This window comes from Candidatus Omnitrophota bacterium (genome assembly GCA_014728045.1).
Taxonomy (GTDB): Bacteria; Omnitrophota; Gorgyraeia; order Tantalellales; family Tantalellaceae; genus WJMH01.
Genome location: WJMH01000007.1, coordinates 140777 through 162755, shown reverse-complemented (window position 1 = coordinate 162755; position 21979 = coordinate 140777). Strand labels below are relative to the sequence as shown.

The 21979-nt window shown below is 48.0% G+C and carries 35 protein-coding genes; all 35 read left to right on the top strand.

Annotated elements, in window-relative coordinates; all coding sequences use genetic code 11:
• Nucleotides 1-343 (top strand): elongation factor Tu (gene tuf / locus GF409_02285; protein ID MBD3426044.1); only part of this gene is annotated, 343 nt, incomplete at its 5' end.
• A gap of 72 nt (nucleotides 344-415) precedes the next feature.
• Complete coding sequence (gene rpsJ, locus GF409_02280) at nucleotides 416-739, top strand: 30S ribosomal protein S10 (protein ID MBD3426043.1); 324 nt, start codon at nucleotides 416-418, stop codon at nucleotides 737-739.
• Nucleotides 740-782: 43 nt separating this feature from the next.
• Complete coding sequence (rplC, locus tag GF409_02275) at nucleotides 783-1586, top strand: 50S ribosomal protein L3 (GenBank protein MBD3426042.1); 804 nt, start codon at nucleotides 783-785, stop codon at nucleotides 1584-1586.
• On the top strand, nucleotides 1583-2218 hold the full coding sequence (rplD, locus tag GF409_02270; GenBank protein ID MBD3426041.1) for a 50S ribosomal protein L4: 636 nt from the start codon (nucleotides 1583-1585) through the stop codon (nucleotides 2216-2218). Before rplC ends, rplD begins: the two co-directional genes overlap by 4 nt.
• A complete protein-coding gene (rplW, locus tag GF409_02265) occupies nucleotides 2215-2493 on the top strand; it encodes a 50S ribosomal protein L23 (protein MBD3426040.1) in 279 nt (92 codons plus the stop codon). The genes rplD and rplW overlap by 4 nt, the downstream gene beginning before the upstream one ends.
• Before the next feature lies 1 nt (nucleotide 2494).
• Complete coding sequence (gene rplB, locus GF409_02260; protein ID MBD3426039.1) at nucleotides 2495-3328, top strand: 50S ribosomal protein L2; 834 nt, start codon at nucleotides 2495-2497, stop codon at nucleotides 3326-3328.
• 16 nt (nucleotides 3329-3344) lie between these two features.
• Nucleotides 3345-3629: a 30S ribosomal protein S19 gene (gene rpsS / locus GF409_02255; protein ID MBD3426038.1), complete on the top strand. Its 285-nt coding sequence runs from the start codon at nucleotides 3345-3347 to the stop codon at nucleotides 3627-3629.
• A gap of 18 nt (nucleotides 3630-3647) precedes the next feature.
• Nucleotides 3648-4025: a 50S ribosomal protein L22 gene (rplV, locus tag GF409_02250; GenBank protein MBD3426037.1), complete on the top strand. Its 378-nt coding sequence runs from the start codon at nucleotides 3648-3650 to the stop codon at nucleotides 4023-4025.
• 1 nt (nucleotide 4026) lies between these two features.
• A complete protein-coding gene (gene rpsC, locus GF409_02245) occupies nucleotides 4027-4710 on the top strand; it encodes a 30S ribosomal protein S3 (protein MBD3426036.1) in 684 nt (227 codons plus the stop codon).
• Nucleotides 4711-4716: 6 nt separating this feature from the next.
• A complete protein-coding gene (gene rplP / locus GF409_02240; GenBank protein MBD3426035.1) occupies nucleotides 4717-5127 on the top strand; it encodes a 50S ribosomal protein L16 in 411 nt (136 codons plus the stop codon).
• A gap of 5 nt (nucleotides 5128-5132) precedes the next feature.
• Entirely contained in the window at nucleotides 5133-5339 is a 207-nt protein-coding gene (gene rpmC / locus GF409_02235; GenBank protein MBD3426034.1) for a 50S ribosomal protein L29, read from the top strand.
• Nucleotides 5317-5583 carry a 30S ribosomal protein S17 gene (rpsQ, locus tag GF409_02230; GenBank protein ID MBD3426033.1) on the top strand — a complete coding sequence of 89 codons (267 nt, stop codon included), beginning with the start codon at nucleotides 5317-5319 and terminating at the stop codon, nucleotides 5581-5583. Before rpmC ends, rpsQ begins: the two co-directional genes overlap by 23 nt.
• Before the next feature lie 5 nt (nucleotides 5584-5588).
• On the top strand, nucleotides 5589-5957 hold the full coding sequence (gene rplN, locus GF409_02225; protein MBD3426032.1) for a 50S ribosomal protein L14: 369 nt from the start codon (nucleotides 5589-5591) through the stop codon (nucleotides 5955-5957).
• A 13-nt stretch (nucleotides 5958-5970) separates the two neighbouring features.
• Nucleotides 5971-6282 (top strand): 50S ribosomal protein L24, encoded by a 312-nt coding sequence (locus GF409_02220; GenBank protein MBD3426031.1) that lies wholly within the window; start codon nucleotides 5971-5973, stop codon nucleotides 6280-6282.
• Nucleotides 6283-6305: 23 nt separating this feature from the next.
• Nucleotides 6306-6848, top strand: a complete 543-nt coding sequence (rplE, locus tag GF409_02215) for a 50S ribosomal protein L5 (GenBank protein ID MBD3426030.1) — start codon at nucleotides 6306-6308, stop codon at nucleotides 6846-6848.
• A 17-nt stretch (nucleotides 6849-6865) separates the two neighbouring features.
• The gene (locus tag GF409_02210; GenBank protein ID MBD3426029.1) at nucleotides 6866-7051 is read left to right on the top strand and encodes a type Z 30S ribosomal protein S14; all 186 of its coding nucleotides are present in this window, start codon (nucleotides 6866-6868) and stop codon (nucleotides 7049-7051) included.
• Nucleotides 7052-7091: 40 nt separating this feature from the next.
• The gene (gene rpsH, locus GF409_02205; GenBank protein ID MBD3426028.1) at nucleotides 7092-7490 is read left to right on the top strand and encodes a 30S ribosomal protein S8; all 399 of its coding nucleotides are present in this window, start codon (nucleotides 7092-7094) and stop codon (nucleotides 7488-7490) included.
• 28 nt (nucleotides 7491-7518) lie between these two features.
• Nucleotides 7519-8055 (top strand): 50S ribosomal protein L6, encoded by a 537-nt coding sequence (rplF, locus tag GF409_02200; protein MBD3426027.1) that lies wholly within the window; start codon nucleotides 7519-7521, stop codon nucleotides 8053-8055.
• A 31-nt stretch (nucleotides 8056-8086) separates the two neighbouring features.
• Nucleotides 8087-8449, top strand: a complete 363-nt coding sequence (locus GF409_02195; protein MBD3426026.1) for a 50S ribosomal protein L18 — start codon at nucleotides 8087-8089, stop codon at nucleotides 8447-8449.
• Between the two features lie 291 nt (nucleotides 8450-8740).
• Nucleotides 8741-9172: a 30S ribosomal protein S5 gene (gene rpsE / locus GF409_02190; protein MBD3426025.1), complete on the top strand. Its 432-nt coding sequence runs from the start codon at nucleotides 8741-8743 to the stop codon at nucleotides 9170-9172.
• Nucleotide 9173: 1 nt separating this feature from the next.
• On the top strand, nucleotides 9174-9659 hold the full coding sequence (gene rplO, locus GF409_02185) for a 50S ribosomal protein L15 (GenBank protein ID MBD3426024.1): 486 nt from the start codon (nucleotides 9174-9176) through the stop codon (nucleotides 9657-9659).
• A 40-nt stretch (nucleotides 9660-9699) separates the two neighbouring features.
• Nucleotides 9700-11049, top strand: a complete 1350-nt coding sequence (gene secY / locus GF409_02180; protein MBD3426023.1) for a preprotein translocase subunit SecY — start codon at nucleotides 9700-9702, stop codon at nucleotides 11047-11049.
• On the top strand, nucleotides 11046-11744 hold the full coding sequence (locus tag GF409_02175) for an adenylate kinase (protein ID MBD3426022.1): 699 nt from the start codon (nucleotides 11046-11048) through the stop codon (nucleotides 11742-11744). The genes secY and GF409_02175 overlap by 4 nt, the downstream gene beginning before the upstream one ends.
• On the top strand, nucleotides 11725-12468 hold the full coding sequence (gene map / locus GF409_02170; GenBank protein ID MBD3426021.1) for a type I methionyl aminopeptidase: 744 nt from the start codon (nucleotides 11725-11727) through the stop codon (nucleotides 12466-12468). The genes GF409_02175 and map overlap by 20 nt, the downstream gene beginning before the upstream one ends.
• Nucleotides 12465-12686: a translation initiation factor IF-1 gene (gene infA, locus GF409_02165; GenBank protein MBD3426020.1), complete on the top strand. Its 222-nt coding sequence runs from the start codon at nucleotides 12465-12467 to the stop codon at nucleotides 12684-12686. Before map ends, infA begins: the two co-directional genes overlap by 4 nt.
• 2 nt (nucleotides 12687-12688) lie before the next feature.
• Nucleotides 12689-12802: a 50S ribosomal protein L36 gene (gene rpmJ, locus GF409_02160; GenBank protein ID MBD3426019.1), complete on the top strand. Its 114-nt coding sequence runs from the start codon at nucleotides 12689-12691 to the stop codon at nucleotides 12800-12802.
• 12 nt (nucleotides 12803-12814) lie between these two features.
• Nucleotides 12815-13216: a 30S ribosomal protein S13 gene (gene rpsM / locus GF409_02155; protein ID MBD3426018.1), complete on the top strand. Its 402-nt coding sequence runs from the start codon at nucleotides 12815-12817 to the stop codon at nucleotides 13214-13216.
• Nucleotides 13217-13241: 25 nt separating this feature from the next.
• Entirely contained in the window at nucleotides 13242-13634 is a 393-nt protein-coding gene (gene rpsK, locus GF409_02150) for a 30S ribosomal protein S11 (GenBank protein MBD3426017.1), read from the top strand.
• A 23-nt stretch (nucleotides 13635-13657) separates the two neighbouring features.
• Nucleotides 13658-14287, top strand: a complete 630-nt coding sequence (gene rpsD / locus GF409_02145; protein ID MBD3426016.1) for a 30S ribosomal protein S4 — start codon at nucleotides 13658-13660, stop codon at nucleotides 14285-14287.
• A 52-nt stretch (nucleotides 14288-14339) separates the two neighbouring features.
• The gene (locus GF409_02140) at nucleotides 14340-15317 is read left to right on the top strand and encodes a DNA-directed RNA polymerase subunit alpha (protein MBD3426015.1); all 978 of its coding nucleotides are present in this window, start codon (nucleotides 14340-14342) and stop codon (nucleotides 15315-15317) included.
• 15 nt (nucleotides 15318-15332) lie between these two features.
• Nucleotides 15333-15953 (top strand): 50S ribosomal protein L17, encoded by a 621-nt coding sequence (rplQ, locus tag GF409_02135; protein MBD3426014.1) that lies wholly within the window; start codon nucleotides 15333-15335, stop codon nucleotides 15951-15953.
• A 161-nt stretch (nucleotides 15954-16114) separates the two neighbouring features.
• Nucleotides 16115-18727 carry a DNA mismatch repair protein MutS gene (gene mutS / locus GF409_02130; GenBank protein MBD3426013.1) on the top strand — a complete coding sequence of 871 codons (2613 nt, stop codon included), beginning with the start codon at nucleotides 16115-16117 and terminating at the stop codon, nucleotides 18725-18727.
• 16 nt (nucleotides 18728-18743) lie between these two features.
• Nucleotides 18744-20501, top strand: a complete 1758-nt coding sequence (mutL, locus tag GF409_02125) for a DNA mismatch repair endonuclease MutL (GenBank protein MBD3426012.1) — start codon at nucleotides 18744-18746, stop codon at nucleotides 20499-20501.
• A gap of 9 nt (nucleotides 20502-20510) precedes the next feature.
• Nucleotides 20511-21161 (top strand): endonuclease III, encoded by a 651-nt coding sequence (gene nth, locus GF409_02120; GenBank protein MBD3426011.1) that lies wholly within the window; start codon nucleotides 20511-20513, stop codon nucleotides 21159-21161.
• Entirely contained in the window at nucleotides 21092-21952 is an 861-nt protein-coding gene (locus GF409_02115; GenBank protein MBD3426010.1) for a hypothetical protein, read from the top strand. The genes nth and GF409_02115 overlap by 70 nt, the downstream gene beginning before the upstream one ends.
• Nucleotides 21953-21979 lie beyond the last annotated feature (27 nt).

The window sequence follows — 21979 nt, the reverse complement described above, 5'->3', positions numbered from 1 at the left end:
TATAGAGAAGAAAGATCTGGAAAGAGGTCAGGTACTGGCCGCTCCGGGATCGATCACGCCGCACAAGAAGTTCAAGGCGGAGGTATACATCCTCAGCAAGGAAGAAGGTGGACGTCACACGCCGTTCTTTAACGGATACAGACCGCAGTTCTACATCAGGACCACGGACGTGACCGGTGTGGCGAAGCTGCCTGAAGGCACCGAGATGGTAATGCCCGGCGACAACGTGACGCTGGAAGTCGAACTTATAACGCCGGTGGCTCTTGAGAAGGAGCTGAGGTTCGCCATAAGAGAAGGCGGACATACCGTGGGTGCCGGTGTTATATCGGAGATACTTGAATAATTGAAAAAACAGTGGCCGGTGCAGACAGCACCGGCCACTTGAAACGCGAGTACAGTTAGCGTAAGGAAAAAAATGGCTAAAAAGACAAAATCAGCAAAAATTAGACTGCGTCTCAAATCGTTCGACCACAAGCTTCTGGATGTGTCAATGGCTGAGATCGTTGAAACGGTTCGGAAAACCGGGGCCTCAATAATCGGGCCGGTGCCGCTTCCGACACGACGTGAGCTCTTTACGGTTCTCAGGTCACCTCACGTGGATAAAAAATCGAGGGAGCAGTTCGAGCTAAAGACACATAAAAGACTTTTGGATATTGTCGATCCGACGGCAAAGACGATAGATTCATTAAAGAAACTGGACCTGCCGGCCGGAGTCGATGTCGAAATAAGACAAGATTAGAAGATACAGACCGCGGTCAAAGCATTTAAGAGAGGCATATACGATGGTTCCAGGAATATTGGGAAAGAAAATAGGGATGAGTCAGATATTCACCGAAGACGGTGTTCGGGTTCCTGTTACGGTCCTTGAGGCAGGCCCCTGTTCGGTACAGGCGATAAAGACTAAAGAGAAGGATGGGTATGACTCCGTTCAGATGGGATATGACAATACTAAAGAGCACAGACTGAAGAAACCCCAGAGAGCATATATCAAGGCCAAGAAACTGAAGCCCATGAAATTTGTCCGCGAGATTAGATGTGAGGGTGATCCCGAGGTGAAGATAGGGGATGTTATCACCAACAAGATCGTTCAGAACGGCGATTATCTGGACATTACAGGAGTTTCCAAAGGTAAGGGATTCCAGGGGGGCATGAAAAGATGGGGGTGGAGCGGAGGAAAGCAGACACACGGGTCAATGTCTCACCGCGCGCCGGGATCGATCGGCCAGAGTTCAAACCCTTCACGCGTTTTCAAGGGAATGGGAATGGCCGGGCATATGGGTTCACAGACCAAGACTGTTCAGAACCTGAGAGTGCTTGATGTCAACACGGAGAATAACACTATATCCGTCGAGGGTTCAGTTCCCGGGGCAAACGGAACCTACCTGGTGATCAGGTATGCCAAGAAGAAGCCTCTTGCCGAGCGAGTGCAGCAGGAAGAGCCGGAAGCAGAACAGCAAGAACAACAGCCGGAGGCCGCTACCCAGAAGCAGCAGGAGAAGAAAGAGGAAAAAGCACAGCCCCAGGAAGACAATAAAGGCGGCAAAGAAAAGGAACAGACCAAAGAAGGAAACGAAGATAAAAAATGAAGAAGGTGAATACCAGGTTACAGGTCTATGACATGAGCGGCAAAGCTGTGGATAATATACAGCTTGACGGTAAGCTTTTTGACGGCAAGGTCAACAAGGCGCTTCTCTATGAGGTCAAGAAAATGTATGAAGCTAATGCACACAGGGGCATAGCTTCCGCAAAGACCAGATCTGAAGTCTCCGGCGGAGGGCAAAAGCCCTGGAGGCAGAAAGGTACAGGACGGGCGAGAGTCGGCTCGACACGCAATCCCATATGGACACATGGCGGAGTGACTTTTCCGCCGAAGCCGCGCAATTTTGGATATTCGCTTCCCAAGAAAGCCTTGAAAAAGGCGCTTCTTTCAAGTCTTAACGCAAGGCTGAAAGAGGAACTGATAAAACCTGTAGTTAAAATAGAAATGGAAGAGGCCAAAACCAAGAAGTTCAAGGCCATGCTGGACAACCTTAAAGTCGAGGGCAGGGCGTTAGTTATCGTGGATAGCATTTCAGATACGGTTAAACTTTCTTCGCGGAACATCAAACAGGTCAGCCTCAAGGAGGGAAGCAGCGTTTGCGCCAGAGACGTGCTTGTAAACGACTATCTTGTTATAGAAAAAGAGGCACTTGAGAAAATTGCAGAGAGGTTAAAATGAAGACCGCGCACGATGTAATAAAGAATATGATCCGGACCGAGAAGGGCACTGAGCTACTGATGCAGAATAAATATCTCTTTCGCGTGGATAAGAGGGCGAACAAGATAGATGTTAAGAAGTCCGTTGAGGAGATATATAAGGTCGAAGTTGAATCAGTGAATATAGTGAATATCAAAGGAAAGAAAAGGAGGGTCAGGTTCCGAGAAGGGATGACGTCCTCCTGGAAGAAAGCGATAGTGACGCTTAAACCTGACAACAGGATAGAGGTAACGTAATATGGGCACCAGAAAACTTAAAGCAAGAACACCTGGCCAGAGATGGTCGGATATATCCGGGTTTGACGAAATAACAAAAAAGAAGCCGGAAAAATCCCTGACCAGGCCGTTGCGTAAAAAGGGCGGCAGAAATAACAACGGCAGGAAGACTGTCAGTTCGCAAGGTGGAGGCCATAAAAGGAGATACCGGATAATCGATTTCCGCTATAAGAAAAAGGGTCATTCCGGTGTTGTCGAGGCGATCGAATATGATCCGAACCGCTCGGCTAGAATTGCTCTTATCCGTTACGATGACGGAGAGAAGGCATATGCCATAGCGCCCGCGGGGCTTAAGGTCAACAGCAATGTGCAGTGCGGACCTGGCGCCAAGTATGAAACAGGCAACTCTATGCCCCTCAAAGATGTGCCTCTGGGAGCTGAAGTTTATTGTATAGAGTTACAGCCCGGCAGAGGCGCCAAGATAGCAAGGTCGGCCGGCAATAATGCTATAGTTGAGGCGAAGGACGGGAAGAACATCCATCTGCGATTGCCCAGCGGTGAAGTCCGCTTGGTAAGCGAAGAATGCTATGCTTCGATCGGCGAAGTGGGTAATTCAGACCATGAAAATATCTCTCTTGGGAAAGCCGGAAGGTCGAGACACCGCGGGAAGCGACCCAAGTCGAGAGCCGTTGTTAAGAACCCCGTTGACCACCCGATGGGTGGAGGGGAAGGTAAGTCCTCTGGAGGAAGACACCCTGTAACGCCGTGGGGGAAGATAACCAAGGGACTTAAGACTAGAAAGAAAAAGAAAGCCTCTGACAGCAAGATTGTTAAGCGCCGGACGGCAAAAAAGTAAAACGGAGGACGTAAATATGTCAAGGTCGGTAAAAAAAGGGCCTTTTGTAGACGAAAGCCTTAAAAAGAAGATTGACAGGATAATCGAAAGCGGCAGCAAGAAGCCCATCAAGACCTGGTCGCGAAGGTCGACCATATTGCCGGAATTCGTCGGTCTGACCATTTCCGTGCATGATGGCAGGAAATTCCACCCGCTTTTTATTACGGAGAACATGGTAGGCCATAAACTGGGTGAGTTCGCGGCAACCAGGACCTTCAGGAGCCATGGTGCCGCAACCAAGCAGTCGATGGAAAAGACTTAATAAAGACAGAGGATCAAGATGATAGCAAGCGCGAAATCAAAATATGTTAGGATATCGGCAAGGAAAGTAAGGCTCGTGACCGAGCTCTTAAAGGGTAAAACCGTAGAAGAAGCCAATGTAATACTGGACAATGTCAACAAAAGGGCATGTACGGTACTTAAGAAGGTTCTTAATTCGGCTTTTGCCAACGCCAACCAGGACAAACAGGAAAAACTGCTTTCAAAAGACCTTTATATTTCGACCATTAAGGCCGATGGAGGACCCATGCTGAGGCGATACAGAGCCGCTACGATGGGAAGGGCAGCTATCATAAGGCACAGAACGGCTCATCTTTACATTGAGCTGGATCAGGTAAAAGGGGCTAAACCCCAGAAGGTAAAGAAGGGGAGTAAATAATATGGGCCAGAAAGTTCACCCTACTAGTTTTAGATTAGGCGTTATCCGCGACTGGAGCAGCCGATGGTACGCTACAAAAGAGGAGTTCGCCAAGAACATATTGGAAGATGCAAAAATACGCAAGGTTATTGATAATGAGCTTTCGGCGGCACTGGTCTCACGCGTTGATATCGAAAGAGCGAGCAATCGCGTCAGAGTTTTTATCCATTCCGGGAGGCCCGGTATGGTGATAGGACGCAAGGGCGCCCAAATAGAAAAGATCAAGGAATCTCTCCAGGAGATCGTCGGCGAGCAGACGAAGTTGTTCGTTGATATTAAGGAGGTTTCCAATCCGACGCTCGACGCACAGATAACCGCTGATAACATAGCTTTCCAGCTTGTCAGAAGGATTGCCTTCAGGCGAGCTCTCAAAAAGACCATACAGGCGCATAAAGACGCCGGAGGCGAAGGCATCAAGATAAGGATATCCGGCAGGATAGGCGGAGCCGAGATCGCCCGGGCCGAGGGTTACAAGTGGGGCAAGATCCCGCTTCAGACCATAAGGGCCGATATCGATTACGGCTTTTCAGAAGCTAAGACGAGTTACGGCATCATAGGTGTCAAGGTTTGGATTTATAAGGGTGAAAAATTCGATAGAGAAAGCTTGAAGAGCAAGAAAAGCCAAAAAGATACTAAAGAGGAGTAGATCGTTATGGCGTTAATGCCAAAAAGAGTAAAATTCAGAAAACAGCAGAGAGGGCGCCGAAAAGGCAAGAGTTACTCTGGCAGCACTCTCAGCTTTGGCGAATTCGGTATGAAAGCTCTGGAATCAGGGTGGATAACCGACAGACAGATCGAGGCGGCCAGGGTTGCCCTGATGAGAGAGACCGGAAGGGCCGGCAAGCTATGGATAAGGATATTCCCTGATAAGCCGATAACCGCGACCGCAGCCGAAACGCGTATGGGAAAAGGTAAAGGTTCACCCGTAGGCTGGGTAGCTGTCGTGAAAAAAGGCAGAATAATGTTCGAGATGGAAGGTGTTCCGAACGAAATGGCGAGGGAAGCTTTTAGGCGAGCTGCTCACAAGCTGCCGATAAGAACAAAATATGTTACAAGGGGGTGACCGTCTTGAAGGCGACCGAGATACGGAACATGACAGTGGCTGAGATAGAACAGAAACTCATATCGCTCAAAGAGCAGATGTTCAAGATAAGAGCCGAAGTTACGACCGGCCGGGTTGAAAGGCCGCATCGTTTCAGGTTGCTCAAACGGGATATAGCAAGATGTTATACAATCTTAAAGGAGAAAAGCGGTGAAGAAGGGAAGACCGAATAAAAGGACTATTGTCGGCACTGTAGTGAGCGACAAAATGGACAAGACAGTAACGGTGCTCTGGGAAACGCGTAAAAAACACCGTTTGTATAAAAAGTTCGTAAAGGCGCGTACAAAGATAAAAGCCCACGACGAAAAGAACGAGGCTGGTATGGGTGACCTGGTCAAGGTCGTGGAAGCCAGGCCTATCTCCAAGGAAAAGAGTTGGCGTTTGGTTGAAATATTAGAGAAAGCGCAAAGGGGTTAACTGCGATGATTATAATGGGAAGTGTTCTGGATGTCGCTGATAACAGCGGAGCAAAAAAGGCCTCAATGATAGGCGTTATAGGAAGGTCCGGCAAAAAGACCGCCGAAGTCGGTGACGTTATAACATGTAACGTTAAGGAGTCCACCCCAACGGCGGAGGTCAAAAAGGGAGAGGTCGTACGGGGAGTGGTTGTCAGGACCGCTTATCCGATAACGAGGGAGGACGGCACCTCTCTCAGGTTCGACCACAACGCGGTGGTTATTATCGATAAGGACGGTAACCCACGTGGGACCCGTGTTTTCGGACCTGTGGCTCGCGAGCTCAGGAGAAAGAATTTTATGAAGATAGTTTCACTGGCACCTGAGGTCCTGTAAGGAGGGAATAGAGATGCTTCATATAAAGAAGAATGATACGGTAAAGGTCCTTGCTGGTAAGGATAAAGGCAAGGCGGGTAAGGTACTCAAAGTCTATCCGGCTGCTGACAGGGCTATAGTGCAGGGCGTTAACTTTACGAAGAAGCACGCCAGGAAGACGCGGCAGGATGACCAGGGAGGCATAATACAGAGGGAGGCATCCATAAACATCTCGAATCTCGGTGTAGTGTGCAAGGGATGCGACCGTGTTACCCGCGTGGGAGTGGAGGTACTAAAAGACGGCTCGAAGGCCAGATATTGCAAAAAATGCAAGGAAGTGCTGTAAAGAATTAATCAGGGAGACATTCAATGGCAAGATTAAAGGAAGAGTACCATAATAAAATAATGCCCGAACTGAAAGAAAGGTTCGGATATGCAAATGTGATGGTCGTACCGCATCTTGAGAAGATCGTTGTCAACGTGGGGCTTGGCGAGATGGCCCATCAGAAGGAGCTCATTGAGCCGATCAGGAACGAACTGGCTGCGTTGACCGGACAGAGACCGCTAGTTACCAGGGCCAAGAAGTCTATCTCTAACTTCAAGATACGTGATGGAGCGCCTGTAGGCGTTAAAGTCACCCTGCGTAAGGAGAGGATGTATGAGTTTCTGGATAGGCTGATAAATTTCGTGATACCCAGGATCCGGGACTTCAGGGGAGTTTCGCGCACTGCTTTCGATGGCAACGGGAATTACACTTTGGGAATTAAAGAGCAGACAATATTTCCCGAGCTCGAACTAGATAAGATACCGTTGACGCACGGTATGGATATATGTTTTGTGACAACGGCGAAGACTAGGGAAGAGGCAATGAGCCTTCTGGAAGGCTTTGGAATGCCATTCGCCAAGAAGTAAATCGGTAAGGGAACAATATGGCAAAAAAAGCATTAATAGAGAAATCAAAAAAAGAGCCGAAATTCAGCACCAGGGTAATAACCAGATGCCAGATATGCGGCAGGAAAAAAGGTTATATGAGACGCTTCAAGATGTGCCGCATATGCTTCAGGGAAATGGCCTCAAAAGGTCTTATACCCGGGGTGAGGAAGGCTAGCTGGTAATAAGCTGAACAGGCGCTCTACAAAACAGGAGAATATTTAGATGAGTGTTACGGATTTGATAGCTGATCAGCTGACTGTCATAAGAAATGCCATACAAGGCGGCAAGAAGGACGTCATAGTTAAAAGATCAGGGACCCTCGAAGGGATCATAGAGATAGCCAAGAGGGAAGGGTTCATAGAGAACTTCAAGGTTATCGAGGATAATAAGCAGGGAAAGATCAAGGTCTATCTTAAGTACCTTGATGATGGAACCCCCGTACTGGAAAACCTGAAGAAAATTTCCAAGTGCGGAAGGCGCGAATATATGCCTGCGAAAAAGGTAAGGAGCGTGATGGGCGGTGTCGGGCTGGCCATTATTTCTACAAGTAAGGGGTTGCTTACCGATAAGGAAGCGAGAGAAAAGGGTGTTGGCGGAGAGGTAATCTGCCACATATGGTAATGACGGCTCAAAAAGAGGAGATAGATAGATGTCAAGAGTAGGAAGACGGCTGATAGACATACCATCAGGGGTCAAGCTCGAGGTTAAGGCGAACATTGTAAAGGTCGAGGGCAAGGGCAAGACACTGGAGCATGTTATCCCTGAAGGGTACAAGGCTGAGGTAAAGGACAACAAGCTGGAAGTATCCCGGCCCTCAGATTCCCGGGAGCACAAGGCTTTGCACGGGACCACACGCAGTCTTATCCAGAACATGATAATCGGTGTGACAGAAGGTTTCGAAAAAAAACTGCAGATCCAAGGCGTTGGGTACAAGGCGCAGGTCAAAGGTAAGAAACTTGTTCTTGATATAGGTTTCAGTCACAGTGTGGAGTATACTCCTCCTGAAGGGGTTACTATCGAGACGCCGAGCCAGACCGAGATAGTTGTCAAGGGTATTGACAAACAGCAGGTGGGTGAAGTGGCTGCGGAAATTCGGGATTATTATCCCCCAGAACCTTATAAGGGTAAGGGGATAAGATATGAAGGTGAATATGTTCGACAGAAACAGGGTAAAAGTATCGCTTGATCTTGCTAAAAGCGTCAAATAAGAGGAAAACATGGATAAAAAGAAACTAGCGGAAAGAAGAAAAAAATCGATAAGAAAGAAAATCTCCGGCTCGAGCGAAAGGCCGAGGATGGCGGTTCGTAAAAGCAATAGGAATCTTTTTGTGTCGATCATTGATGATGTTGAGGGGAAGACCCTTTGCGGGGCTTCGACCCTTTCTAAAGAGATAAAGGGCAAAAAGGCGGCCGATACCAGGAAAAACCTTAATTTCGCAGAGATGCTTGGCGAAGTTATCGCAAAGAAAGCGGCGGAGAAAGGCGTTAAAAAGGTTGCTTTTGACAGGGGCGGTAACCATTATCATGGCGTGATCAAGGCTCTGGCCGATGCAGCGAGAAAGAACGGACTTGAGTTCTAAAATAAACAGGAGAGAAAGATGACCGAAGAGGAAAAAAAGGAAATGAAAACAGCCGAGGAAAAAGAAGGCGCCCAGGATAAGCAGTCTGAAGTCAAAGAGCCTGAGACCGCGCAAGGCGAAAGCGAAGAGCAAAAGAAGCCTTCCGCGGAAGAAAAGGCATCTCCGGAGGAGGAGAAGACGGAAGAAGAATCCGCAGAAGAAGAGGAAGAAGACTTCAAGGAAACCGCCAGAGCCTGGAAAGCGGAATTCGGACCCAAAGCAGCGGAAAAGGAAGAGAAGTCCGCAGAAGAGATGGTAGAGCGCGTTGTCACCATAAACCGCGTGGCCAAGGTCGTGAAAGGCGGTAAGAACTTTTCATTCAACGCGCTTGTCGTAGTAGGTGACGCAAACGGCAAAGTCGGCATAGGATTCGGCAAATCGAACGAGGTTATCGAGGCGATCAAAAAAGGTTCTTCCAAAGCAAGAGGCAATCTTGTTAAAGTTAACATGAAAGAAAGCACGATCCCGCACGAGATCACCGGTAGGTTCAAGTCCACCAGGGTCGTACTCAAGCCGGCAGGGCCCGGAACAGGCGTTATAGCCGGGGGTCCTGTAAGGGCAATGTGCGACGCTGCCGGGATAAAGGATATATTGACTAAAAGTCTAGGATCAAGGAACGCCATAAATGTGGTCAAAGCCACGCTTAACGGATTCGAGAGACTAAGACTAAAAAGAAGAGGATAAAATGGTTCTTAAGCTAGAAAATATAGGAAAACCCCGAGGGGTAAAAAGGAGCAGGAAGAGGAAAGGCCGCGGAATAGGTTCGGGTCGCGGGAAGACAAGCGGCAGAGGACACAAGGGCGCGAAGTCCAGGTCAGGCGGAGGCACTTATAATCCGGGTTTCGAAGGCGGCCAGATGCCGCTTATTAGGCGTGTCCCGAAAAGGGGTTTCACAAATAAATGGAAGACAGAGTGGAACATAATCAATATCGGAACGCTTCAGAACATGGATTCGGTTGATAACGGAGCTGTTGTCGACAAGGATTTTCTTCTGAGCGAGAAGATACTGAAAAAGAGGCGCCTGCCGCTTAAAGTGCTCGGCAAAGGCAAGCTCAGTAAATCCGTTACGGTCAAGGCGAATGCGTTCAGTCAGAGTGCGAAGAAAGCTATTGAAGAGGCGGGCGGCAAGACGGAAGTGGTTACCGATGCTCCCAGCAAGAAGGCGGAGTGATCGGCAAGTAGATTTGAATTGATTGTAAAGGAGCAGTCAGGTGTTTGAAGCGGTTTCTAACATATTCAAGATCCCGGATCTCAAAAAGAAGATACTGTTCACTTTAGGGATCATCGCTGTTTACAGGGTAGGCGCTTTCATACCCACACCGGGTATAGACGGTGTGAAACTTGCCCAGTTCTTTGATAATATCGCAAGGTCGCAGGGAGGAACTCTCTTTGGGATCATGAACATGTTCTCCGGCGGTGCCATGAAGCGGTTGACTATATTCGCCCTCGGCATCATGCCCTACATATCCGCATCTATCATTCTGCAGCTTCTTACGACGGTGATACCGGCGCTTGAGAGGCTGGCGAAGCAGGGAGAAGAAGGGCGCAAGGCCATCATTCAGTATACCAGGTACGGCACCGTGGTACTGTCGGTGATACAGTCTTTCTTCATAGCGTTGTGGCTTGAGAATCCCGCGAGGTTCCAGGGGCTTCAGATAGTGCAGTATCCCGGATGGGGTTTTCGGATACTGACCGTGATAACGTTAACGACCGGTACGGCATTTATTATGTGGCTCGGCGAACAGATCCAGGAAAAAGGCATAGGTAACGGTATTTCCCTGATAATCACCGCCGGCATTATTTCCAGGATGCCCGCTGCAGTTATCCAGCTTGTTTCCCTCGCGACTCCGGGGACACAGGGCGAAGCGCAGATAGATCCATTCAAACTGGTCTTTCTAGGGGTCATGTTCATTGCGGTTATAGTAGCCGTGGTATTGATAACCCAGGGGCAGAGGAAGATACCGATTCAGTACGCGAAACGGGTCGTTGGCCGGAGAATATACGGAGGGCAGAGCACTTATATACCACTTCGCGTGAACCAGAGCGGTGTCATACCCATTATTTTCGCCCAGTCGATCATTCTTTTTCCCGCCACTATAGCGGGACTTGTTCCAAACAGGGCTCTTCAGGGGCTGGCAAGTTCCCTTATGATGGGAAGGCCGCTTTATTATGTAGTGTATTCGCTTCTGATACTCTTTTTCTGCTATTTTTATGCGGCCATAACTTTCAACCCTGTTGACATGGCGAACAACATGAAAAGGTTCGGGGGGTTCGTGCCGGGCATAAGGCCTGGAAAACAGACAGCGGAATATCTGGATTTCATAATGACGCGCATAACATTACCAGGTGCGATATTCCTGACCATCATTGCGGTGCTTCCAAGCGTCATTAACAGTCAGATAGGCATACCGTTCCTGGTCGCCAGCTTTTTTGGGGGCACGGGACTTCTCATCATCGTGGGGGTCATGCTTGATACGATGAGGCAGATCGAGTCTCATATGCTGATGAGACATTATGAGGGTTTTATGAAAAAGGGGAGAGTCAAGGGAAGACTGGGATGACGGAGAAGCTGACGCGAACAGTTAATATCGTTCTTTTGGGAGCTCCAGGCGCGGGCAAGGGCACACAGGCCTCGATATTGGTAAAGGCCTATGGACTCTTGCATATTTCGACCGGTGATATGCTCAGAAATGCTATAAAAGAAGGCACAGAGACCGGGCTCAAGGCGCAGGAATACATGAACAGGGGCGAACTTGTCCCGGACGAGATAGTTACCCAGCTGGTCGTTGATAGAATGGGACAGCCTGATGCCGAAAGAGGCGTTATTCTGGACGGTTTTCCCCGGACTGAGGCTCAGGCAGTATCGCTAGATTCAGCACTCGAAAAGGATGAAAGTTCGTTGGATATTGTTCTCTACGTCAGGGTGTCGGATGATGTTGTAATTAAACGACTATCGGGCAGGAGACTTTGCCCTAATTGCGGGAAGATATATCATGTGACTAACATGCCCCCTGAAAAAGAGGGCATATGTGATAAGTGTGGTTCTGAGCTTATTCAACGGGATGACGATAAGGCCGAGACCGTCAAAAAACGTCTTGAAGTGTATAAAAACAGCACAAAGGACCTTATCGATTATTATAAACGGCAGGGGCTGCTCGTAGAAGTCGATGGGGACCTTGAGGCCGATGAGCTCTTTGAAGATATAGACTCTCTTTTCAGGAAAAAAGGCCTGATAGATGACAGTTCTGACCAGTAAAGCGGATATTGAAAAACTTCGTGCATCGGGAAAGATCATAAAACAGATCTTCAGCTGGTTGGAGGAGAACGTGCGGGCAGGTGTCTCGACAGAGGAACTGGACCGCGAGATTGAAAAGATCATTGTTGGAGGGGGCGGGGAGCCGGCTTTCAAGGGATACAAGGGGTATCCGGCCGCTATCTGCGCTTCAGTGAACGAGGTCGTTGTTCACGGGATACCATCGGACCGGATCATACTGAAGGACGGGGATATTGTCGGGGTCGATGTCGGTGTCAGAAAGGACGGTTTTTATACCGATGCTGCCAGGACCTACCCGGTTGGAACCATCAGCGCCGAGGCAAGGCGTCTTATGGATGTTACCCGGGAGTGCCTGGAAGAAGGAGTTAAGAAGGCCATCGCCGGCAACAGGGTTTCAGATATATCACACGCGATCGAATCGGTAGCGAGAAGAGAGTCTCTTGAAGAGGTCAGAACCTTCGTAGGGCACGGTATTGGAAGAAATCTGCATGAGGCTCCGGAAGTCCCCAACTGGGGAGAACCCGGCAAAGGACCCGTGCTTGAAGAAGGACTCCTGCTGGCTATCGAACCGATGATAAATGCCGGTACGAGAAAAATAGATGTTCTTGAGGACGGATGGACAGCTGTTACCAAGGACGGGAAATTATCGGCCCATTTTGAGAATACTGTAATGGTGGGGCGCGAAAGATCGGAGATAATAACATGAGTCCAAAAGAAGAACCAATTGTTGCTGACGGTGAAATAATCGAAACCTTGCCTAACGCGAGGTTCAAGGTGCGATTGGACAACGGGCATGTTGTGCTGGCGCATGTTTCAGGTAAGATGCGGATGTATTTTATACGTATCGTTCCGGGGGATAAAGTGACTGTAGAGATGTCACCTTATGATTTGGAGAGAGGAAGAATAATAAAAAGAGAGAAGTAATCATGAAAGTAAGATCAAGTGTAAGAAAAATGTGTTCGAATTGCAAGATCATCAGGCGCAAAGGTGTTGTCAGGGTGATCTGTCTGGATCCTAAGCACAAGCAGAAACAAGGCTAACAAGGAGAGGAAATGCCCAGAATAATAGGAATAGATATACCCAAAGATAAACGCATAGAGATAGCTCTTACATACATATTCGGCATCGGAAGGAGCAAATCCAACCAGATACTGAAGGAAGCGGGGGTCGATCCCAACAAGAGAGCCAAGGACCTGGAAGACCAAGAGGTGACGACCATAACGCACATTATACAGGAAAAGTATCAGGTAGAGGGTGATCTCAGGCGGATGTACGCTTCCAATATCAAGAGATTGATGAGCATTGGCACTTACAGGGGCCTAAGGCATAAAAGGAGCCTGCCGGCGAGGGGGCAGAGGACCAAAACGAATTCCAGAACAAGAAAAGGGCCCAAGCGTACCATAGGAGCTTTTAAGGACAAAGCCGCCAGGAGCGCCCTCAAGGGCGGCAAGTAGCAAAATTAACAAAACGAGGTTACAAGTGCAGAAAAAAGCGAAAACAAGAAGACGTAAAAAGATAACCAAGAAGCTTTCAAGCGGAAAGATCTTCGTTAACGCGACTTTTAACAATACCATAGTGACGGTTACCGATCCCAAGGGGGAAGTGCTTTGCTGGAGTTCTCCCGGCATAGTAGGGTTCAAGGGCTCAAGGAAATCTACTCCGTTTGCCGCAAGCATCGCCGCAAAGGATGCCGTGAAAAAGGCCAAGGCCCACGGCATGAAAGAAGTGGATATTGTTGTAAGGGGTCCGGGTTCCGGGAAGGAAAGTGCGGCCAGGAGCATAAGAACCGAAGGGCTCTTCGTCAAGAACATAACGGATCTAACGCCTACACCCCACAATGGTTGCAGGCACAAAAAGCGCAGAAGAGTATAAACCGAAAACAAGGAGTGTAATAAATGGCAAGAAGAACATCAGCATCCTGTCGGCTCTGCCGGAGAGAGGGTGAGAAGCTTTTCCTTAAAGGGACCAAGTGTACAAGTGATAAATGCGCGGTCGTCAAAAGGGAATACGCGCCAGGCCAGCACGGTCAGATGCGTCGAAGGAAACCTTCTAACTATGCTATTCAGCTCAGGGAAAAACAAAAGGCCAAGAGGATATACGGCATTCTGGAAAGGCAGTTCGCCAATTATTTCAAAAAGGCCGAAAAGGCCAAAGAACCAACAGGTGAAGTTCTTTTCCAGCTGCTCGAGAGGAGGCTCGACAACGTTATTTTCAGGGCTAATTTCGCCGAATCACGCGCCAAGGCCCGCCAGATAGTGGGGCATAGGTTCGTCAAGGTGAACGGGCGCAAAGTGAATATCCCGTCATGCCTGATAAAAAAGGGTGACAAGATTGAGCTTACGGGGAATGAGGAGCAGAAAAAGGCTTTTAATGAAACGTGGAAAATACTCGAAGAAAGGATCATGCCCGAATGGATGGATGTTTCGGGTGACAACCTTTCAATAGAGATCAAGAGGCTGCCGACGAAGGCTGAGATTGGCATACCGATAGAAGAAAGTCTCATCGTTGAGTTGTATTCGAAGTAACGAGCGAAAAGCTTTTTCGCATATATAATTAGAAAAGAGGAGGATTTGCGTAATGGGGATGAAACTTAAGAACTTTGAACTACCCAAGAACATAACTTTTGAAGAGGAGACATATAGCCCTAACTACGGTAAGATCATTGCTGAACCCTTTGAAAAGGGTTACGGTATTACCATAGGTAATTCTCTTCGCAGAGTACTCCTTTCTTCGATAGAGGGCACGGCTGTTACGAAGGTGAAGATAAACGGTACACTTCACGAGTTCGGCGCGATCGAGGGTGTTTTTGAGGATGTTCCACAGATCATAATGAACTTAAAGAACCTTGTTCTCAGGTCGCATTTCAAGACCCCCAAACCGATGTTCCTGAGCGCCAGTAAGAAAGGCAAGGTCACAGCCAAGGATATTCAGACCGATGAAACGGTCGAGATCATTGATAAGGATCATCATATAGCCACACTTACAGAGGATACAAAGTTTGAGATAGAGATGCAGGTGGAAAGAGGACGCGGTTATGTTACTTCGGTCGGGAACAAGGACGACGATGATGCAATAGGCGTAATAGCCATAGATTCGCTCTTTTCACCGGTGAAAAGGGTCAATATTGATGTTGAGAACACCAGGGTGGGCCATATTACCGATTATGACAAGCTCATTCTCGAGATATGGACCAACGGGAGCATGGAACCCAAGGACACACTTCTTTATGCGGCAAATATTTTCCAGAGACATCTGGACGTATTCCTGACCATAGGGAAACTGCCAGAAGAGATAGAAGAAGAGGAAGAGGAGAGCAAAGAGAAAAAAGATCTGATGAAAAAGCTCAACAAGCCAATTTCCGAGTTGGAACTGTCTGTTAGAAGCTCGAACTGTCTGGCTGAAGCAAACATCAGGACCATTGGAGACCTGGTGAAGAAAAAAGAGACAGAAATGCTTAAATACAAGAATTTCGGCAAGAAATCACTTAACGAGATAAACCAGGTCCTAAGTTCCATGGGGATGCACCTTGGAATGGAGATCGACGAAGAAGAATAAGAAAGGGATAGATAGATGAGACACCGTAAGATTAAAGGAAGATTGGGCAGGCGGACCAGCTGGAGGAAAGCCACTATGAAAAGTCTTGCCAACGATCTTTTTACATACCAGAGGATCGAGACCACAAAGGCAAAAGCGAAAGCGCTGAGAAGATTCGCTGAGCCCCTTATTACGCTGGCGAAGAAAAACCCCGAATCTGTCAGCGCCAGAAGGCTGGCATTCCAGAAGCTGTGTGACAGAAAGGTGGTAAAAAGCCTTTTTGACGAGCTTGGTCCTTTATACAAGGATATTTCCGGAGGGTATACTCGCATAATGACATTGGGGACGCGCAAGGGTGACGGCGCAGAAATGGCCATCATCGAACTTACCAAGAGAACGATATCGGATGAGAAGCTGCTGGGTCTTGAGAAGGAGACAACTAAGAAAAAGCCGAAGAAAAAGAAAGAGGCCGAAACGGCCGGGGAACAGCCCGAGGGTAAAAAAGAAAAGGCTCATGCGGCACCTGATGTTGATATCGAAAAGAAAGAGGAAAGGGCTATCGAAGACGTAAAAAAGGAAAAGGCTAAGAAAGAACAGAAAAAAGTCTCTAAAAAAGGCGGTCTTTTCAAGAGATTCAGGCGCAAGTCCATGGGATGATCCTTGCTCTTTAGTTCACTTACAGTGCACATATTGGATAAAAACGGACCCAAAACCCTAAAAATGCAGGTTTTGGGTCTGTTCTTCATACAGCCAGTGTAGTATAATATCTTACTGGAGACCCGCCGATCAATAGCAATAGAAGCACGGAAGGTTCGTAAATGACGTCCGAAATCACACCAATGATGCAGCAATACATGGACATCAAAGCCCAGCAGGAAGACGCGATACTTTTCTTCAGGTTGGGTGATTTCTATGAGATGTTCTATGATGACGCCCTCGCTGCCAGCAAGATACTGCATATCACCCTTACTTCGCGTAATGCCGGCAAGGGCAAGAAAGCGCCGATGTGCGGGGTCCCCCATCATGCCGCTGAGAATTATATCGCAAGACTTGTCAGGCATGGCAGGAAAGTCGCTATTTGCGAACAGGCCGAGGAGCCCGGTCCCGGGAAAAAACTTGTAAACCGCCAGATAACCAAAGTAATCACCCCGGGTACTTTTATAGCCGATTCTCTGCTTGAGGATTCAGTGAATAATTATATTCTCTCGCTCAACATGTCCCAAGATGGCTGTGGCCTGGCCTATGCCGATATTTCGACAGGCGAATTCCGAGTGACGGAACTCGATAATAAGGAGGATCTTTTCGCGGAACTTTACAAGATATCTCCTTCGGAATGTCTCGTTCCGGAAAGTTGCGCCAAAGACAGAGGATTCCGTCAGATAAGCGACATAAACCTCGGTTCGATAACGATTAATGACGATTGGGCGTTCGATTACCAGATAGCACTTAAACACATCAAGGATCATTTTCTTGTGGAGAGCCTTGAGGGGTTCGGGTGCGAGGGATTGCCTCTTGCTGTTGGGGCGGCCGGTGCGCTGATTAAGTACCTGAAGGATACGCAGAAATCAGATCTTAAGAATATAGACGTCATCTCAACCTATCGTTCTAACCAGTTCATGTTCCTGGACCGCAATTCCCACCGCCACCTTGAACTCGTACAGAATCAGGAGGATCTGACCACGCGGAACACTCTGTTCGATGTTCTTGACCAGACTAAGACACCAATGGGCAAAAGAAAACTCAAACGAGCTATTCTTAACCCCCTGGTCGAGGTCGCAAAAATAAACGAAAGGTTACAGGCGGTACTATATTTTCATGAGAACTCCAATAAACCGAAAAAACTGAGGGAAAGCCTCAATGAGATCTATGATATCGAGCGGCTGTCCAACAAGATCAGTCTTGCTACCGCCAATGCGAGGGATATGGTCGCTTTATCAGCGTCTCTTAAACATATCAGCACGATACGGAACGAACTTAAGGACGCGGGTTGCGCGCGCATCGAAAAAATCCTACAGGGAATGGATGAGCTAGCTGACGTTACCGGGCTTATAGACCGTTCGATCAGCGAGGAGCCCCCGGCAAATATCAGAGATGGGGGTATAATCCGAACCGGATATAACGAAGATGTTGACCAGCTCCGTCATCTTGTTACACACGGAAAGGACTGGGTTGCTGCGCTTCAGCAAAAGGAGATAGAAACAACCGGCATCAGTTCGCTGAAGGTGGGGTACAACAAGGTCTTCGGTTATTACATCGAGGTCACCAAGGCCAATCTAAATAATGTTCCTGAACACTATGTGCGTAAACAGACTTTGTCTAACGCGGAAAGATTCATTACCCAGGAGCTTAAGGACCAGGAATCTAAGATCATAGGTGCTGAGGAACGCATCAGATCCCTGGAATACGAGATCTTCTCGGGTGTAAGAGCTCAGGTTGGGAACCAGATCGATCGCCTTAAGAAGACTTCAGAAAATATTGCCGAACTGGATATGCTTGTTTCATTCGCCGAAGTAGCCTCCAGAGGAGGTTACACGAAGCCAAAGGTCGATAACAGCGACCGGTTATACGTGGAACAAGGACGCCACCCTGTACTTGAAAATATCCTAAAAGACAAGCAATTCGTTCCCAACGATACTCTTATGGATGATGGGGAGAACAGGGTATTCATCATTACTGGTTCTAATATGGCGGGTAAATCCACTTATATAAGACAGGTCGCGCTGATCACCATAATGGCACAGATCGGCAGTTTTGTACCGGCCGCTAAAGCTCATATAGGAGTAATAGATCGCATCTTTACGCGTGTGGGCGCTTCTGACAGGCTGTACCGGGGAATGAGCACTTTTATGGTTGAGATGCTGGAGACGGCCAATATTCTCAATAATGCCACAGGCAAGAGTCTTATAATACTTGATGAGATAGGAAGGGGTACCAGTACATTTGACGGGGTCTCTATCGCATGGGCCGTAGTGGAATTCATACACCACAATCTGTGTGGAGCCAAGGCCATGTTCGCCACTCATTATCATGAGCTTACGGAATTGGCCCAGGTCATGAAAGGGGTCAGGAACTGTCATCTCGCGGTACAACAGTGGGCAGATGAGATAGTGTTCCTGTATAAGGTGTCCGAAGGAAGCTGTGACGAAAGTTTTGGGATACATGTTGCAAAGCTCGCGGGACTGCCTACAGAGGTCATCCAAAGGGCAAGGGATATACTTGATAATCTCCAAAAGGATTCTCTGCGGGGGAATATTAGATCGCGATTCGCGGAAGTGGATTCAGGGGAAAAACAGTTTGACTTTTTCGAACAGAAGTATGCCGAACATCCTCTGCTGGAGAAGATGCGCTCTATGGATATCGAGAATATGACTCCTATCGAAGCATTGAGGACATTGCACAACATGAAACAGCAAGTGGAAAAAGATAAATGAACTAAAGGCTGAAAATATGGATAAAAGCAGGATTAACATTCTTAGCGAAGAAGTGGTCGGTAAGATCTCCGCAGGAGAGGTCGTCGAAAGGCCGGCATCGGTCGTAAAGGAACTCATAGAAAATTCTATCGATGCAGGATCTGACAGTATAGAGATCCAGGTCGAATCCGCTGGCCAGATGCTCATCAGGGTCGCGGATAACGGTCGCGGGATGAATCCCGAAGAGTTGAAGATGGCCTGTCTGCCTCACGCTACAAGTAAAATACGCCAGATCCCTGACTTGGACAACATACGTTCTCTGGGTTTCAGGGGAGAAGCTCTGGCGAGTATTGCGGCGGTCTCACAGATGGAGCTCACAAGTTGCTGCGAGGGCAGCGACAGCGGGTTCTACGTTTACCTTGAAAGCGGCCAGCTGTTGAGGTCGAGGCCCGCGGGTCGTTCCAAAGGTACCACCGTTGAGGTCAGAAACCTTTTTTATAACGTTCCGGCACGGCGGAAGTTCCTGAATAGGGAGTCAACGGAACTGGCCGAGATCGCCAACGTGGTCGGCAGGTTTATTTTATCATATGAGAATATAGAGTTCAGGCTCAAACAATCCGACAGGTGCCTGTTGCATGCGGGGGGTGATCTTGATGCGGCCGAACGGATACGACTTGTTCTTGGCGGTGATTTCGCGGACCATCTTATGGGCGTTTCATGCTCCGGAGAAGGTTTTAGCATTAGGGGCTTCGCCAGTCTTCCATCCTGTACGAGGAGGGATAAGCGTGGACAGCTCTTCTTTGTCAACGGCCGCTTCGTTCGGAGCAAGCTTTTGTCGGATGCCGTATTCGTTGCGTATAGAAGCATGCTTGAAAGAGGGAAATACCCCTCTGTCGTGCTTTTTACGGAGATAGACCCTTCAAGTGTAGATGTTAACGTACATCCTGCGAAACTGGAGATAAAGTTCGATGACGAGAAGACCCTTAAGAACGCCGTGATACGAAGTATAAAAAACGAGTTTGATTCAGCAAGAAAGGCCGAAGAGGGTTCACCGGATCTTTCATCCGAGACAGATCTCCGCTCGCAGACGGTCAATGCAGATTCTTCGGGGGGACCACCGGAGGAGCAGTCGGAATTTTCTTATGATTTTACCGTCAATGAGGATGAGTCACAGAAGAAGGAATACATATTGAGGGAGGTGAACAGTTTCAGGGACGACCGGAAGACGCCCGCTGATAATATTTATCAGGTCGCGGATTGTTATATAGTGCGCCTTGCCAGAGAAGATATAACCATAACCGACCAGCATGCGGCTCACGAGAGAATACTTTATGAGTATTTGCGGGGCACGACTGAAAATTCGCCTATTGAAACGCAAAACCTTTTATTTCCCATCAGGATGGAACTTTCGGCGAGGGAAACCATACTTATGGAAAAGGTAATAGATAATTTTAGGGATATCGGCTTTTTGATAGAACCTTTCGGGGAGAGGTCCTTTATAGTCCAGTCCGTGCCGGCTCTGATCAAGGACCGGGATATCAAAACAGTTGTAGAGCAGATTCTGAACGATCTTTTTTCCGTAGATCTTTCCAAAGTGGACCCTGTTAACGAGTTGATCAAACTTACCTCCTGCAGGGCGGCAATAAAGGCAGGGGACAAGTTGAGCCGGGAAGAAATGCACTCTTTAGTTCAGAAACTGGAGGAATGCGAGCTTCCTTTCACTTGTCCACACGGGCGGCCTACGATGACCACGATCGGGAAAAAGGATCTGGAAAAGATGTTCAGGCGGAAATGAGGCCTAAAGGTGGACAGAAAGAAAGCCCAGAAAATATATAGAATCCTCCAGAAGATCTATCCCAAAGCGACAACCGCGCTTATCCACAAAGATCCTTTCCAGCTTCTTGTTGCCACCATTTTATCCGCGCAATGTACGGATGTCAGGGTCAATATGGTAACAAAAGGTCTGTTTAAAAAATACCGGGATCCAGGTGATTTTGCCCAGGCAGACTCGAAGGCCCTTGAAGATCAAATAAAATCGACCGGTTTTTACAAGAACAAGGCTAAGAATATCATCGCCGCCTCCAAAATGATAATTCGGCAATTCGGCGGACGAGTGCCCCAGGCTATGGAGGAGCTTGTGCAGCTTCCAGGGGTGGCTCGGAAAACCGCGAATATCGTGCTTTTCCACGGATTCAATAAAAATGAAGGAATCGCGGTGGATACCCACGTAAAACGTCTCAGCGGCAGATTGCATCTTTCCGGGCACACCTATCCGGTAAAGATAGAAAAAGACCTAATGGAACTTTTCCCCAGAGATGAATGGGGCTTATTGACCAATCTTTTTATCGCGCACGGACGCAAAGTCTGCTCGGCCAGGAAGCCTTCATGCCAGGAATGTGCCCTCAACAAGTTATGTCCTTCGGCAAAAGATTTATATCCGGAGGTTTTCAAGTAATGAAGAAAATAGTTTCTAAGTCTATACATAAGAAGATCAATTTACTGGCTTTTTTTCTTATTGCGTGCTTAATATGTTCCAGCTGTGGGTTGGAGGATCTTTCCGGGGAAGGATATAGGATCCGAGATGTTGTCGACGGGGATACGGCAGAACTTGCCACAGGTCAGAAGATCCGGTATCTCGGTGTGGATACTCCCGAGATCATGAAGAAGTTCTCCGGAAACTGGATATTCGATCCAGAACCTTTGGCCCTGGAAGCAAAAGCCTTCAACAGGGCTCTTGTTTCAGGCAGGAGGGTTGATCTGGAATTCGATGAAAAACGCGTGGATAAATACGGTCGTTGGCTGGTATACGTGATTGTGAACGGTAAATTGGCCAATGCCGAGCTGCTCCGCGAGGGCTATGCGTATCTTATGGTCTATCCGCCGAACGACAAGTATCTGGAAGAACTATTACAAGCGCAGAGTAAGGCCAAGAATGCGAAACTCGGTCTATGGAAAGAAATGAGAACCATACCGCCGGAGGAAGCTCATCGTTATGCAGGCAGGCTGGTTACTCTTAAGTGTAAGATACAGGAGGTAACAAGCTCCCGAAGAGCCGCAGTTTTATTGAAAACCGGCGTAACTGGTCTTGAAGTAATTATTTACGGCGGTAACCTGAAATATTTCACTGATATGCCGGTCAGCAGATACCGGGGTGAAGAACTGGAGATCACCGGTAAAATACGCAAGCGCAATGGCCTTGAACTGGTGGTTTATCATCCTTCACAGATACGTGTCATGAGTAAATGATAATTCCGGGTTCATCAGAGCAACAGA

Bases quoted from the DNA above. Each gene is read 5' to 3' on its own strand.
- rpsJ (MBD3426043.1), top strand. From the start codon at position 416: ATGGCTAAAAAGACAAAATCAGCAAAAATTAGACTGCGTCTCAAATCG.
- rplC (MBD3426042.1), top strand. From the start codon at position 783: ATGGTTCCAGGAATATTGGGAAAGAAAATAGGGATGAGTCAGATATTC.
- rplD (MBD3426041.1), top strand. From the start codon at position 1,583: ATGAAGAAGGTGAATACCAGGTTACAGGTCTATGACATGAGCGGCAAA.
- rplW (MBD3426040.1), top strand. From the start codon at position 2,215: ATGAAGACCGCGCACGATGTAATAAAGAATATGATCCGGACCGAGAAG.
- rplB (MBD3426039.1), top strand. From the start codon at position 2,495: ATGGGCACCAGAAAACTTAAAGCAAGAACACCTGGCCAGAGATGGTCG.
- rpsS (MBD3426038.1), top strand. From the start codon at position 3,345: ATGTCAAGGTCGGTAAAAAAAGGGCCTTTTGTAGACGAAAGCCTTAAA.
- rplV (MBD3426037.1), top strand. From the start codon at position 3,648: ATGATAGCAAGCGCGAAATCAAAATATGTTAGGATATCGGCAAGGAAA.
- rpsC (MBD3426036.1), top strand. From the start codon at position 4,027: ATGGGCCAGAAAGTTCACCCTACTAGTTTTAGATTAGGCGTTATCCGC.
- rplP (MBD3426035.1), top strand. From the start codon at position 4,717: ATGGCGTTAATGCCAAAAAGAGTAAAATTCAGAAAACAGCAGAGAGGG.
- rplN (MBD3426032.1), top strand. From the start codon at position 5,589: ATGATTATAATGGGAAGTGTTCTGGATGTCGCTGATAACAGCGGAGCA.
- GF409_02220 (MBD3426031.1), top strand. From the start codon at position 5,971: ATGCTTCATATAAAGAAGAATGATACGGTAAAGGTCCTTGCTGGTAAG.
- rplE (MBD3426030.1), top strand. From the start codon at position 6,306: ATGGCAAGATTAAAGGAAGAGTACCATAATAAAATAATGCCCGAACTG.
- GF409_02210 (MBD3426029.1), top strand. From the start codon at position 6,866: ATGGCAAAAAAAGCATTAATAGAGAAATCAAAAAAAGAGCCGAAATTC.
- rpsH (MBD3426028.1), top strand. From the start codon at position 7,092: ATGAGTGTTACGGATTTGATAGCTGATCAGCTGACTGTCATAAGAAAT.
- rplF (MBD3426027.1), top strand. From the start codon at position 7,519: ATGTCAAGAGTAGGAAGACGGCTGATAGACATACCATCAGGGGTCAAG.
- GF409_02195 (MBD3426026.1), top strand. From the start codon at position 8,087: ATGGATAAAAAGAAACTAGCGGAAAGAAGAAAAAAATCGATAAGAAAG.
- rpsE (MBD3426025.1), top strand. From the start codon at position 8,741: ATGGTAGAGCGCGTTGTCACCATAAACCGCGTGGCCAAGGTCGTGAAA.
- rplO (MBD3426024.1), top strand. From the start codon at position 9,174: ATGGTTCTTAAGCTAGAAAATATAGGAAAACCCCGAGGGGTAAAAAGG.
- GF409_02175 (MBD3426022.1), top strand. From the start codon at position 11,046: ATGACGGAGAAGCTGACGCGAACAGTTAATATCGTTCTTTTGGGAGCT.
- map (MBD3426021.1), top strand. From the start codon at position 11,725: ATGACAGTTCTGACCAGTAAAGCGGATATTGAAAAACTTCGTGCATCG.
- infA (MBD3426020.1), top strand. From the start codon at position 12,465: ATGAGTCCAAAAGAAGAACCAATTGTTGCTGACGGTGAAATAATCGAA.
- rpmJ (MBD3426019.1), top strand. From the start codon at position 12,689: ATGAAAGTAAGATCAAGTGTAAGAAAAATGTGTTCGAATTGCAAGATC.
- rpsM (MBD3426018.1), top strand. From the start codon at position 12,815: ATGCCCAGAATAATAGGAATAGATATACCCAAAGATAAACGCATAGAG.
- rpsD (MBD3426016.1), top strand. From the start codon at position 13,658: ATGGCAAGAAGAACATCAGCATCCTGTCGGCTCTGCCGGAGAGAGGGT.
- GF409_02140 (MBD3426015.1), top strand. From the start codon at position 14,340: ATGGGGATGAAACTTAAGAACTTTGAACTACCCAAGAACATAACTTTT.
- rplQ (MBD3426014.1), top strand. From the start codon at position 15,333: ATGAGACACCGTAAGATTAAAGGAAGATTGGGCAGGCGGACCAGCTGG.
- mutS (MBD3426013.1), top strand. From the start codon at position 16,115: ATGACGTCCGAAATCACACCAATGATGCAGCAATACATGGACATCAAA.
- mutL (MBD3426012.1), top strand. From the start codon at position 18,744: ATGGATAAAAGCAGGATTAACATTCTTAGCGAAGAAGTGGTCGGTAAG.
- GF409_02115 (MBD3426010.1), top strand. From the start codon at position 21,092: ATGCCAGGAATGTGCCCTCAACAAGTTATGTCCTTCGGCAAAAGATTT.